At 73.3% G+C, this 11,882-nt stretch carries 13 protein-coding genes; 6 read left to right on the forward strand and 7 right to left on the reverse strand.

Annotated elements, in window-relative coordinates:
- Positions 1-75: 75 nt before the first annotated feature.
- On the reverse strand, positions 76-1,347 hold the full coding sequence (locus ACGFI9_RS26480; RefSeq protein ID WP_393182008.1) for an MFS transporter: 1,272 nt from the start codon (positions 1,345-1,347) through the stop codon (positions 76-78).
- A gap of 90 nt (positions 1,348-1,437) precedes the next feature.
- Here ACGFI9_RS26480 and ACGFI9_RS26485 point away from each other — a divergent pair, with 90 nt between their 5' ends.
- Positions 1,438-2,364: a LysR family transcriptional regulator gene (locus tag ACGFI9_RS26485; RefSeq protein WP_393182010.1), complete on the forward strand. Its 927-nt coding sequence runs from the start codon at positions 1,438-1,440 to the stop codon at positions 2,362-2,364.
- Between the two features lie 127 nt (positions 2,365-2,491).
- Here ACGFI9_RS26485 and ACGFI9_RS26490 read toward each other — a convergent pair whose 3' ends face one another.
- From ACGFI9_RS26490 to ACGFI9_RS26500, 3 genes are all read right to left on the reverse strand, one after another.
- Positions 2,492-2,956: a nuclear transport factor 2 family protein gene (locus ACGFI9_RS26490; RefSeq protein ID WP_393182011.1), complete on the reverse strand. Its 465-nt coding sequence runs from the start codon at positions 2,954-2,956 to the stop codon at positions 2,492-2,494.
- 76 nt (positions 2,957-3,032) lie between these two features.
- Positions 3,033-3,416 carry a DoxX family protein gene (locus ACGFI9_RS26495; RefSeq protein ID WP_393182013.1) on the reverse strand — a complete coding sequence of 128 codons (384 nt, stop codon included), beginning with the start codon at positions 3,414-3,416 and terminating at the stop codon, positions 3,033-3,035.
- 90 nt (positions 3,417-3,506) lie between these two features.
- A complete protein-coding gene (locus ACGFI9_RS26500; protein WP_393182015.1) occupies positions 3,507-4,274 on the reverse strand; it encodes an SDR family NAD(P)-dependent oxidoreductase in 768 nt (255 codons plus the stop codon).
- 258 nt (positions 4,275-4,532) lie between these two features.
- Between ACGFI9_RS26500 and ACGFI9_RS26505 the strand changes: the two genes are divergently transcribed.
- A complete protein-coding gene (locus ACGFI9_RS26505) occupies positions 4,533-5,408 on the forward strand; it encodes an RNA polymerase sigma-70 factor (RefSeq protein WP_393182146.1) in 876 nt (291 codons plus the stop codon).
- 43 nt (positions 5,409-5,451) lie between these two features.
- Here the strand turns inward: ACGFI9_RS26505 and ACGFI9_RS26510 are convergent, their stop codons facing one another.
- Positions 5,452-6,042, reverse strand: a complete 591-nt coding sequence (locus ACGFI9_RS26510; protein WP_393182017.1) for a TetR/AcrR family transcriptional regulator — start codon at positions 6,040-6,042, stop codon at positions 5,452-5,454.
- A gap of 68 nt (positions 6,043-6,110) precedes the next feature.
- On the opposite strand from ACGFI9_RS26510, the gene ACGFI9_RS26515 reads away from it, so the two are divergent.
- The 4 genes from ACGFI9_RS26515 to ACGFI9_RS26530 all read left to right on the forward strand — a co-directional run bounded on the left by ACGFI9_RS26515 (position 6,111) and on the right by ACGFI9_RS26530 (position 9,732).
- A complete protein-coding gene (locus ACGFI9_RS26515; protein WP_393182019.1) occupies positions 6,111-6,509 on the forward strand; it encodes a nuclear transport factor 2 family protein in 399 nt (132 codons plus the stop codon).
- A complete protein-coding gene (locus ACGFI9_RS26520) occupies positions 6,506-7,039 on the forward strand; it encodes an anthrone oxygenase family protein (RefSeq protein ID WP_393182021.1) in 534 nt (177 codons plus the stop codon). Before ACGFI9_RS26515 ends, ACGFI9_RS26520 begins: the two co-directional genes overlap by 4 nt.
- Positions 7,036-7,662, forward strand: coding sequence for an NAD(P)-dependent oxidoreductase (locus ACGFI9_RS26525; protein ID WP_393182022.1), 627 nt, complete (start codon positions 7,036-7,038; stop codon positions 7,660-7,662). Before ACGFI9_RS26520 ends, ACGFI9_RS26525 begins: the two co-directional genes overlap by 4 nt.
- A 582-nt stretch (positions 7,663-8,244) precedes the next feature.
- Complete coding sequence (locus ACGFI9_RS26530; protein WP_393182024.1) at positions 8,245-9,732, forward strand: alpha/beta fold hydrolase; 1,488 nt, start codon at positions 8,245-8,247, stop codon at positions 9,730-9,732.
- 111 nt (positions 9,733-9,843) lie between these two features.
- Here ACGFI9_RS26530 and ACGFI9_RS26535 read toward each other — a convergent pair whose 3' ends face one another.
- Together ACGFI9_RS26535 and ACGFI9_RS26540 are read right to left on the reverse strand one after the other, a co-directional pair.
- Positions 9,844-10,665, reverse strand: coding sequence for an HpcH/HpaI aldolase/citrate lyase family protein (locus tag ACGFI9_RS26535; RefSeq protein WP_393182026.1), 822 nt, complete (start codon positions 10,663-10,665; stop codon positions 9,844-9,846).
- A complete protein-coding gene (locus ACGFI9_RS26540) occupies positions 10,666-11,853 on the reverse strand; it encodes a CaiB/BaiF CoA transferase family protein (RefSeq protein WP_393182028.1) in 1,188 nt (395 codons plus the stop codon).
- Between the last annotated feature and the right edge of the window lie 29 nt (positions 11,854-11,882).

Below are 11,882 nucleotides of genomic sequence, written 5' to 3' on the forward strand. Positions count from 1 at the left end.
GGAGGCACCCGCCTCCCGGCGGCGCGCCTACCCGTTCCGCCGGCGTTCACGCCTGCACATCCCGACCCGCACCGGTCAGGCGCTGGGCACGAGTTCCCGTTCGCGCCGCGCCGCCCGGGCGGCGCCGGGCAGCAGGACCGGGGTCACCAGGAGGAGCAGACCGGCGAGCGCGATCGCGGCACGCGCGCCGGTGACGGCGGCCAGCAGCCCCCACAGCGCGGTCAGGGCGGCGACCGCGGCGTTGCTGCCGACCGACCAGGCGGACAGGGTACGTGCGACGAGCCGGTCGTCGGTGTGCGCGAGCCGGTGGGTGGCGAGCACCGGGTTGAACACCCCCATGCAGGTGATCAGCCCGAGTTCCACGGCGATCACCAGGACCAGCCCGGTGAGGCCGGGGCGGACGAGGGCCAGCCAGACGGACCAGCCGGCCCGCGCGGCCCCGGCGACCAGCAGCACCCGGTACGCGCCGAACCGGGCGACGAGCCGGCGGGCCAGCCGCGAGCCGATGAGCCCGCCGACGCAGGGCGCGCCGAACGCCAGGCCGTACTGCCAGGGGGCGAACCCGAGGGGGCCGAGCATGAGCACGGCCAGCAGCGGCGAGGTCGCCAGGATCAGGCCGTTGACCAGCACCGCGTTGAGGAACAGTGGGCGCAGCGTCGGGTGGGTCAGGATGTGCCGCCAGCCGCCGAGCAGGTCGCCGGCGCGCGACCGCGCCGGGTCGGCCCGCCGGGGCCGCGGCTCCCGCCCGCCGATCGCGCGGATCGCGGCCGCCGAGAGCAGGTAGCTGACCGCGTCGGCCAGCACGGTCGTCACCGGGCCGAACAGCCCGATCGCGGCGCCGCCGAGCGGTGGTCCGAGCGCCGTGGCGGTCCAGGTGGTCGACTCGAACCGGGCGTTCGCGACGAGCAGGTCCGCCGACGGCACGAGCGCCTTCAGGTGGGCGCCGGACGCCGCGCGGAACGCGATGCCGGCCGCGGCGACCACGACCGACACCAGCAGCAGGTGGGCGAAGGAGAGCCGGCCGAGCGCGTACGCGGCCGGGACGCTGAGCACCGCGGCGAACCGGGTCAGGTCCATCGCCACCATGACCGGCCGCTTGCGGTGGAACTCCACCCACGGGCCGAGCGGCACCGCGACCACCGCCCCGACCGCCAGGCCCGCCGCGGCCAGCACCGACACCTCGGTCGGACCGGCGTGCAGCACGACGACCGCGATCAGCGGGAAGGCGTCGAACGCCAGCCAACTGCCAACCGTGCTGACCGTGTACGCGGCCCAGAGCCACCCGAACCGTCGCCCCAGCGACCGCCCCATCGCCACCCGTCCCTCGAACAACCCGACGTCGACCACGGGCAGCCAAGCGAACGGCCGGGCCGCTGATCAAACAACCGCTCCCCCGGCGAGCCACAACGACCGGTTGTGCGGTTAGGGTCGGTGGCCGTGGACCTCGACGCCGTACGCACCGTCGTCGCGGTGGCGGACACGGGGCAGTTCCAGGAGGCTGCCGCCGACCTGTCGATCACCCAGCAGGCCGTCTCCAAACGGGTCGCCGCCCTGGAGAAGGAACTCGGGGTACGCCTGTTCACCCGTACCGCGCGGGGTGCCCGGCTCACCATCGACGGGCAGGCGTTCCTGCCGCACGCCCGCAGCCTCCTGCTGGCCGAGGAGCGGGCCGCCGCCTCGGTACGCCCCGGCCGCCGCGCGTTGCGCGTCGACGTGATCGGCCGGCGGATCGCCCCGGCCGGCCTGCTCCGCGACTTCCACCGCGCGTACCCCGGGATCGCACTGGACGTGGTGGCCCTGGTCGACATCGCCGAGGCGCTCTCCGCCGTCCGGTCCGGCACGATCGACGCGTCCTTCCGGGCCGTCACCGGGCCGCTCCCGGACGGCGTGGCGGCCACCCGGGTCCTCGACGAACCGCTCCAACTCCTCACCGGTCCGGCGCACCCGCTCGCCGGCGCCCCCGCGGTCACGCCGGCCGACCTCGTCGGGCACCGGATCTGGATACCCGGCATCGCCACCGGCACCGAGTGGGCCGCCTACTACGAGGACCTCGCCGCCGCGTTCGGGCTGACCATCGACGGGGACGGGCCGAACTTCGGCACCGAGGCCCTGTTCGACGTGATCGCCGACTCCCCCGCCGTGGCCACCCTGGTCGGCGCGCAGGCCCGGCTCCTCTGGCCCACGCAGTACGGACTGCGGCGCGTTCCGCTGCGCGACCCGACCCCGGTCTACCCGCACTCGCTGCTCTGGCGCGAGGACAACAAGCACCCCGGGCTCACCGCCCTCCGCCGGCACCTCGCCGTGGCGTCGCCCCCGGGCGGCACCGGGAGGTGGACACCGAACTGGGCCGCAGCGCCGTCCTGAGCCGCCGTCGGCCCGCCGAGAGGTGCCCAACCGGCGGTGGGCGAGGCGAAGGCCGTGCGGCCGACCGCCAGCCCCGAGGTGGGCCCAGTCGCCGCGGGCGCCGGCACGAGGAGGACACCGCCGGTGGTCACCGCCCCCGCTCCGGGTCGGCGGCCCGGCGCGGCGGCGAGCCCGCCAGCGGCGTGCTGTCCTCGTACCGGACCTCGTAGACGCGCTCGGTGAACCTCCAGCCGTCGCCGGTGCGCCGGTAGCGGTCGTGGTAGATGGCGTAGTTCAGTCCGCCGCGGCCGTCGCGGGCGCGCCCGAGCTCCGACATGTACGCACGGCCGGAGGCGGTGTCGCCGTCGAGAGCGATCGTGCCCGGGTGCGTGTTCTGCACCAGGAAGTCCACCAGCTCCGGTACCCGCTCGCCCCACGCGCGGATCGCCTCCTGGCCGCGGAGCTCGACCGGGATGTTGGGCATCCGCAGCGCGCCGTCCGGAGTGAACAGCGAGGCGACCCGGTCGTAGTCGCGCATCATCACCGCGTCGGTGAACTCGCCGCGCAGCGCCTCGATCTCGACGCGATCCGCGATGCTCTGAAAGTCACTCATGGGTTTCTCCTTAAGGTCGTTGCTCACGGCTGCCTGGGTCTGTCGCGGGTCGGGGATGGCCGGAGGCCGCGCTCGGTCAGCCGGTGAAGGACTCGGGGCCGAAGCGGCCCCAGGCCAGGAAGACGGCCAGGGCGAGATAGATCAGGTCGGGCACGATCGTCACCTTCTCGCCACGGCGCAGGCGCATGGTCGCCGCGCCGACGAACAGCAACGCCACACAGACAGCGGTCACCGGCACCAGCACCGGCGCGATGTCGAGTACGGCGGGCAGGATCAGGCCCACCGCAGCCAGGAGTTCGAGCGCTCCGATGGCCCGGAGGGCGCCGGGGCTGAAGTCCAGGACCCACTCCCCGGCGTGGCCCACGGCGGCGATCTTCTCCCTGGGCACGACCATCTTTGAAGTGCTGACCAGGAGGACAGCGGCCAGCAGTCCGGCAACGATCCACAGTGCGAGGTTCATCAGGTTCTCCTTGCAGGGTAGTCGGCGATTTCCGTCGAATCGGGTGTCCGGGGCGGATTCGGCCCGGTGGTCGGTCTGCTCACCGGACCGCTACCAGGGGATCGGGCCGTCCTCGCCGAAGAACCCGCCGGTGGGTCCGTCCGCGCCGAGCGTCGCCAGGCGCACCACGACCTCGGCGCCCTGCGCGGCGGTGCGGTGCCCGGTGTGCTGGTTGATGTCCGTGGCGCAGAAGCCGGGGGCGGCGGCGTTGACGAGGATGCCGTCCTTGCGCAGCTCGTTGGCGTACTGCACGGTCAGCGCGTTCAGCGCGGTCTTGGACGGCGCGTACGCGGCCACCGGGGGCAGCCCCGCGAACCGGCCGTCCGGGTCGCTGGTGAGGGTCAGCGAGGCGGCGTCACTGCTCAGATTGACGATGCGCGGCGCCGGTGACCGCCGCAGCAGCGGGAGCATGGCGTTGGTCACCGCGATCACCCCGAAGACGTTGGTCTCGAACACCGCCCGGACGATGTCCAGGTCGGCGCTGCTCGGGACCTGCCCGCGGACGTCCAAGGGAGCGGCCTGGCCGGCACCGGAGATGCCGGCGTTGTTGACCAGCACGTCAAGGTGACCGAAACGCTCCTCGACCCGCCTCGCGGCCGCCAGGACGGTGGCCGGGTCGGTGACGTCCAGGGTGACCGCGTGCGCGTCGCCACCGGCCGCGCGTACCGCCGCGGCGGCCTCCTCGCCGTGCCGCGGGTTCCTGGCACCGATCAGGACCGTCATGCCCAGCGCGGCGAACTGCTCGGCGGTCGCGCGGCCGATCCCCTTGTTCGCCCCCGTGATCAAGGCGATCGGTCGCGGTGTGGTCTGCTCGTTCACAACCAGGCTCCTGCTCGTGGGAGTTGCCTGCCGCGCGGATCGTTCGCGCGGCGTGCCTACGGCCATGGAGATGCCAGCGCTCCGGGCCGTGTGACAGCCCGGTGGTGTGATGCGAGCCACCGATCCCGGGTGTCACACGGTGGCGGGGACCGGTGTCTGGTGGGTGCAGGATCGAAGGCGAACAGGCAGGAGCCAGCTATGAGCGACCGCAGCGAGCGAATGACGGACACGGCCGAGACGCTCACGTGCGGGGACGGCATGGACTCCGCCACCGCGGCGTTCCTCACCCACCGCAACCTGCTGTTCACCGTCGCCTACGAGATGCTCGGCTCCGCCGCCGACGCGGAGGACGTCCTGCAGGAGACCTGGCTGCGCTGGGTGGGCGTCGACCTCGACACCGTGCAGGACCAGCGGGCGTACCTGGTCCGGATCACCACCCGCCAGGCGCTGATCCGGCTGCGTACGCTGCGCCGCCGCAAGGAGTCCTACGTCGGCCCCTGGCTGCCCGAGCCGCTGCTCACCGCGCCGGACGTGGCCGAGGATGTCGAGTTGGCCGACAGCGTCTCGATGGCGATGCTGCTGGTGCTGGAGACGCTCGCGCCGACCGAGCGGGCGGTGTTCGTGCTGCGCGAGGTATTCGATCTGGCCTACGACGAGATCGCCGAAGCCGTCGGCAAGAGCCCCGCCGCGGTCCGCCAGATCGCCCACCGGGCCCGGGCACACGTCGCGGCGCGCCGACCGCGCGGGGCCGTCTCTCCGGCCGAGACCCGGGACGCGCTGGAGGCGTTCCGGCGGGCGGTCGAGACGGGCGACCTGCAGCACCTGCTCGACCTGCTCGCACCGGACGTCGTCTTCCTCGGTGACGGTGGCGGAGTCGTGCAGGCCGTGCCGAGGCCCGTCGTGGGGGCCGAGCGGGTGGCCCGCCTGCTGGCCGCCGGGCTGGGCAAGCTCGCCGCGGCGTCGCTGCAGCCGGCGCAGGTCAACGGCCACCCGGCGCTGATTCTCCGGTTCACCGACGAGGTCGACGCCGTCATCGCGGTGCGCATCGACGAGGGGCTCATCACCGGGCTGTACGCGGTGCGCAATCCCGAGAAGCTGTCCCGGGTCGAGCGGGAGATCGCGGTGAGCCGCTGACGCCGAACACCGGTCGGATGACGCCGACCGGCCCGGGAGGGGGTCAGGCGGCGGGTGGCTTCGCCCCGTACACCCGCAGGATGCTGGCCTGCACCGCGGCGGCCGCGTCGGCGGCGGACATCCGGCCGGCGACGACCTCCGCCCAGCCGGCGTGGCCGAGCGCGATGGTCGCGGCGAAGAGCCAGCCGGGTGTGGCGTCGGGGTCGAACTCGCCGGCGCGCTGCCCACGGCGGATGAGGCGGGTGAGCCGGTCGAAGATCGGCTGGTGCAGCTCGACGTCCGCCGCGCCGGGCGGCGGTGGAAGCGTCGGGTAGCGGTCGAAGGCGCCCCAGCTGACCCGCAGCAGGCGCAGCAACGCTTCCGCAGCCGGCCCCTGGTCGAGGTCGGCCTCGTCAAGGGCGGCCAGGACCTCGTCGGTCATCCGCTGGTAGACGGCGGTGATCAGCGCCTCGCGGGACGGGAAGTGCGCGTAGACGGTCTGCCGGGAGAGGCCGGCGGCGGTGGCGACGTCCTCCATGGTGGCCTGGGGCCGATCCCCGAGCACCTGGATGGCCGCGTCCAGAATGGCCGCGATGCTGCGACGGGCCTCCGCGCGGACCCGGCGGCGACGCTCGGGAGAAGTTTGCTCAGACACGGTTGTCAAGGCTACCCAAGACCTCTAGCCTTGACATCACTGTCAGAGTTAACGATCGAAGGGGCGCCATGCGAACCGAGACACCCTCCACCCCGCGCGACGACCTGGCGGACTACCTGCGGTCGTACGTGCAGGAGATGGCGTTCGGCGACGAGGATCCCGGCGTGGTCACGGACCGCTACCACACCCCCGACATCGCCTGGTACAGCGACGGGCTGCAGCTCGACCGGGAGCGCCTGACGGCACACGCCCGGCCCGTCCGGCGGACCGTGACGCAGTGCGAGGTCGACGTCCACGACACCCTGGTCTGCGGCGACCAGGTGGCGGCCCGCTACACGCTGATCGCGCTGGCACGCGGCCGCCCCGTCGTCACCGAGATCCACATGTTCGGCCGGTTGGCCCCGGACGGCCGGCTCCGCCGGATCGACCAGCTCACCCGGATCGTCGGGGCGGAGGAGCGGCGGTGACCCGCCCGGCCCAGGCCACCGCCGACGCGGCGGCGGTCACCCGCGACGACGGCCGGGACGGCGCCCGGCGACGTTTGGTCACGGCCGTCGCCCTGTTCAGCACCGGGCTGCTGACCGGTGCCTTCGGCTACGGGGCGCTCAACGTGGTGCAGGCGTTCCAGGCGGTGCCGTTGGAGGTGCGGCTCACCTTCCACGTCGCGCTGATGCGGATGAACGGGCCCGTCATGCAGTCCCTGATGGGGCTGTCGGTGCTGAGCCTGGCCGTGCTCGCGGTGCTGTCCCGGGGCACGGCCCGCCGGCTGACCGCCGTCGCCGCCACCCTGGTGCTGGCCTCGTTCGTGGTCACCCGGTTCGGCAACGTGCCGATCAACGCGAAGATCAAGGTGTGGGCGGTCGAGGGCGCTCCCCCGGACCACGCGGCGATCCTGCACCGCTGGGAGATCTTCAACAACGTCCGTACCGGCGCCGCCCTGCTCGCCTTCGTCCTCCTGCTGGTGGTCGTCACCGTCCGCCGACGGGGCCGGCCGTGAGGCTCGCGGTGTTCGGCGCCAGCGGAGGCACCGGCCGGCTGCTCGTCGCGCGGGCCGCCACCGCGGGCCACCAGGTCGTCGCCGTCGTCCGCGACCCGGCGCGGCTCGGGGTCGTCGCCCCCGGCGTCACCGTGCTGCCGGCGGACGTCACCGACCGGGCCGCGGTGGCCGCCGCCGTGCGGGACTGCGACGCCGTGGTGTCGCTGCTCGGACCCGGCGCGGTCCGCGGGCCGACCACCGTCCGCGGCGACGCCACCGCCACCGTCGTGGCCGCCATGCGGGACACCGGGGTACGCCGGCTGGTCGTGGTCACCGCGGCCGGGCACACCACGGCCGGGGACGGGCCCCTGGTCCGGTTCCTGCTCAAGCCGCTGCTCTCCGCCCTGCTGCGGCACTCGTTCGCCGACATGCGACGGACCGAGGAGATCGTCCGGGGCAGCGGGCTCGACTGGACGCTGGTGCGCCCGCCACGGCTGACCGACGGGCCGGCCACCGGCACGTACCGGACGGCGGTCGACCGCAACGTACGGGGCGGCCTGCGCCTATCCCGGGCCGACCTGTCCGACGTCGTCCTGCGCTGCGTCGAGTCGGCGCCGGGGCGGGTGGTCGCGGTCGCGTACTGAGCCGGGCGTCGCCGCCTGCCCAATGTCCGGGAGACCGGGCCGCCAAGATGGACACCTCGACGACAGCCTGACAAGATTTCGGATTGAGCTGGCAGCTTGTCTCGCCGTGGCGCTTTGTTGGGCCATTTCCGCATTTCTGTCCATTGGGGGCAGAGATCAGAGAAGCGACAAAGTCAATACCTTCTCATTCTTGACCCGAATGCAGCACTTGGCCACTGGCACCCCATCAGCCAGTTGGTGCGAAGTTCCGGCGTTGACTTGTCATAGCGACGCGAGCAGCATCAGTGACGCCGTCAGCGTCGGCCACACCTTCCGCGGGCTCCATAACCGGCGGAGGGCGCTGACCACGGATGCCGCTCGGCGCGCATCGTGACCCGATCCGCGGAAGCCGCATCACCCCCTGGTGGATGCACACTTCGCATCCCAGGAACATCCGATCTCACGCAACCGAGCGCCGGCCGCCCGTCGCGGCCCATTTCATCCTGCTCGCATGCCCGCGCCCCGCCCTCGCGAACGAGCGAGGCGCGGGCAGGTGTCACGGCTGCGCGAGCCCGCGCAGCCACACCGAGGTAAGGAGTCCCCATGTCCAGACCACAACGCGCACTGGGAAGGGCGGCAGTCACCATTCTCGCGGTAACCGCGCTGACTGCCACCAATGCCGTGGCCGCCGTCACCGGCGTCTCCCTGGCCGCGGCCTGTGACAAGGCGCCGACCGACGTGCAGGTCAGCGATCACTGGCTGCCGTTCACGGTGCCTGCCGGGCTGATGCCCGACGCACAGTTCGACGGGCTCTCGGCCGAGCTGCAGGTGCACCGCGTGCAGCCGGTGTACGCCCACGGCAAGTGCCACTCGGTGCCCAACCGGGCCGCGGTGCTGATCCACGGCCGCAGCGTGTACGGGCCGCCCGTGTTCGACCTGCGCCAGCCCACCCCCGAGGGCGTAGAGCTCAGCGTGCAGAAGGCACTCGCCCGGGCGGGAGTCGACACCTTCGCCCCCAACCTGCTCGGCTACGGGCGCTCGACGCGCTTCGACCACGGCCTGAACGATCCGGGCAACGCGAGCCTGCGGCCCTATGAGTCGGACGGCACCTGTCTGTACGCCGAGGGCTGCGACCGTACCCATGTTCCGGCCTTCCCCCTCGATCAGCAGGGGACGCCGACGTTGCTGTTCACCAACCCGCTCGGCGGACAGCGGCGGGCGCACTCCAGTCACCTGCGGTTCGCCCGGGTCGACACCTTCGTCCGCGACATCCGGCAGGTCATCGACGACGCCATCGCACGGGCGCAGCCCTCGGACGGCAAGGTCACCCTGGTGGGCTACTCGGCGGGCGGGCAGCACATCGCCCGGACGCTGTACGCGGCCAACCCGAACCCGCTCCTCCCCCACACCGACCAGTACATCGCGAAGGTCAACCGCATCGTGTTCCTGTCGTCGTTGTTCCTCAACAACTCGACCGAGGAGATCGCGCCGCCGTCGGGCTGGGCCACCTTCCCGTTGCACGTCTACGACGCCGCGGGTGTCGCCGCGACCTGGCAGATGCCGGCAGCTCGCGAGACCGCCTGCACCGGTCATGTCGTCCCGGGCAGTCCCGGTCAGCTCTGGACACAGGTGCTGGAGGAAGAGACCACGGGCCTTCAATGGGGTGGGACCGACCCGGCGCACCCGACCGGCCTGGCCCGCAGCCCGGTCTTCTCCAGCTACGGCTGGAACACGATGGTCGCCGGACAGCTGACGCCACCCACGCTGGTCGTCCACGGTGTCGAGGACACGACGACGTCGGTGGCGAACGCGAGCACCATCTACGGCGCCCTCCCCACCTCGATGACGAACAAGGTGCTGGTGAAGGTGGCCTGCGCGAGCCACGCGCTGCTCCTCGAAGGCTGCTCCGGGCACCGCTGCACCCCGGCCTCGGGCACACCCTACGGTGGCACTCCCGGTGCCCCCTGGGCCGGTCCGCACGCCACGCTCAAGGCGGCGCTGATCGAGTGGATCAGGAGTGGAACCTTCAACGGGGCCGCGAGCGGTCAGTTCCTCGTCGACGAGAGCGGTGTGGTGAGCGCCGGGCCCTGAGGTCGTTGGCTCGGCTCGGCGACGGTAGGAAGAAGGCCCGGGTCACATCGGCGATCAAGCCCGTGGCCCGGGCCTCCCCGTGGAGCCGTCCGTGTGCGGGCGACGGCCTGGTCAGGCCGCGTAGCGGGTGGCGAGGTCGACCACGCGGCGGGCCGCCGCGACCATGGCCCGGTCGGCGAACCGGCCGTCCGGCAGCACCACCGTGCCGGAGTCGCGGGTCTGCGCCTCGGCGACCGCGGCGAGCAGTTCCCGGGCCCGGGTCACCTCGCCGTCGGCCGGGCGGAACGCCTCGGCGATCACCGGGAGCTGGCGCGGGTGGATGGCCGCCCGGCCGAGGAAGCCGAGCCGCCGCCCGGCGGCGCAGGAGGCGGCCAGGCCGTCGAGGTCGGTGACGTTCGCGTACACGGACATGGCCGGCGGCGGCAGGCCGGCCGCGCGGGCCGCGACCACGATCCGGCCGCGGGCCCAGAGCAGGCCCTCGTCGGTGGCGACGCCCAGGTCGGAGCGGAGGTCCGCCTCGCCGAGCCCGAGCGAGGCCACCGCCGGGTGGGCGCCCGCGATGGCGTACGCGGACTCGAGCCCCACCGCCGACTCGATCAACGGGTGCAGCGGGGCGTCGGCCCGGGCGGCGACGGCGGCGACGGCCGCCGCCGACTCCACCTTGGGCAGCCGCAGCCCGGCGAGCCCGGGTGCCCCGGCGACCGCGGTCAGGTCGGCGTCGACGTCCGGGCCGGCCAGCTCGTTGACCCGGACCTGGACCGGCACCGGCTGCGGCTCGGTCAGGAACTCGGCGACCGCCTCGCGGGCGTACGCCTTGCGTCCGGCGACGACGGCGTCCTCCAGGTCGAGGATCACCGCGTCGGCCCCGGAGGCGACCGCCTTGGCGAACCGGTCGGGCCGGTCGCCAGGCACGTAGAGCCAGGTGAGCAGCACTTAGATCACCCCCTGTTTCCGCAGCGTGGCCAGCTCGTCGTCGGACAGGCCGAGCGCGCGGAACACCGCGTCGGTGTCCTGGCCGTGGCGGCGGCCGGCGTGCCGGATCTCGCCGGGGCTGGCCGACATCCGGAACGGCACGTTCTGCATGCGGACCTCGCCCAGCTCCTCGTCGGGGACGGTGACCACGGTGCCGAGCGCCGCGTACTGCGGGTCGGTGAGGATGTCGCGCACGTCGTAGACGGGGGCGACGGCCGCCTGGGCGGCCTCGAAGGCGGCGACGACCTCGTCGCGGTCCCGCTGGGCCACCCAGGCGCCGACCGCGGCGTCGAGTTCGTCGGCGTGCGCGGCGCGGCCGCTGCCGGTGGCGAACCAGGGCTCGTCGACCAGCTCGGGCCGGCCGACCAGGCGGATGACCCGCTCGGCGATGCTCTGCGCGCTGGTGGACACGGCCACCCACCGCCCGTCCGCGCAGCGGTAGGTGTTGCGGGGAGCGTTGTTGTTGGAGCGGTTGCCCAGCCGGGGCTGGACGTAGCCGAGCTGGTCGTACCAGGTGATCTGCGGGCCGAGCATCGCCATGATCGGTTCGATGATGGCCAGGTCGACCACCTGGCCCCGGCCGGTCAGGTCCCGGCCGCGCAGGGCGAGCATGACCGCGTACGCGGCGGCGAGGGCGGTCACCGAGTCGGCGAGGCCGAACGGGGGCAGGGTGGGTGGCCCGTCCGGTTCCCCGGTGGCGGCGGCGAAGCCGCTCATCGCCTCGGCGAGGGTGCCGAAGCCGGGCCGGGGCGCGTACGGGCCGATCTGGCCGAAGCCGCTGATCCGGGCGATGACCAGCCGCGGGTTGATCGCGTGCAGCTCGTCCGGGCCGAGGCCCCAGCGTTCCAGGGTGCCGGGGCGGAAGTTCTCCACCAGCACGTCGGCGTCGGCGAGCAGCCGGCGCAGCAGCGCCGCGCCCTGCGGGTCGGACAGGTTGCAGGTGACGGTCCGCTTGTTGCGGCCGAGCACCTTCCACCACAGGCCGATGCCGTCCTTGGCGGGGCCGTGGCCGCGGGACGGGTCGGGCTTGGCCGGATGCTCCACCTTGATCACGTCGGCGCCGAAGTCGCCGAGGAACGCGGCAGCGAGCGGGCCGGCGAAGAGGGTGGCCAGGTCGACCACCTTGATGCCGTGCAGCGGGGCGGTCACCGTGCTTGCCTTCCGTTCACGACTGCGGG

The organism is Micromonospora sp. NPDC048930 (genome assembly GCF_043197935.1).
Classification (GTDB): Bacteria; Actinomycetota; Actinomycetes; order Mycobacteriales; family Micromonosporaceae; genus Micromonospora.

Excerpts from the sequence above, each read along its gene's own strand:
- ACGFI9_RS26490 (WP_393182011.1), bottom strand. The coding sequence starts at position 2,956 with ATGAGTGACTTTCAGAGCATCGCGGATCGCGTCGAGATCGAGGCGCTG.
- ACGFI9_RS26495 (WP_393182013.1), bottom strand. The coding sequence starts at position 3,416 with ATGAACCTCGCACTGTGGATCGTTGCCGGACTGCTGGCCGCTGTCCTC.
- ACGFI9_RS26505 (WP_393182146.1), top strand. The coding sequence starts at position 4,533 with ATGGACTCCGCCACCGCGGCGTTCCTCACCCACCGCAACCTGCTGTTC.
- ACGFI9_RS26515 (WP_393182019.1), top strand. The coding sequence starts at position 6,111 with ATGCGAACCGAGACACCCTCCACCCCGCGCGACGACCTGGCGGACTAC.
- ACGFI9_RS26530 (WP_393182024.1), top strand. The coding sequence starts at position 8,245 with ATGTCCAGACCACAACGCGCACTGGGAAGGGCGGCAGTCACCATTCTC.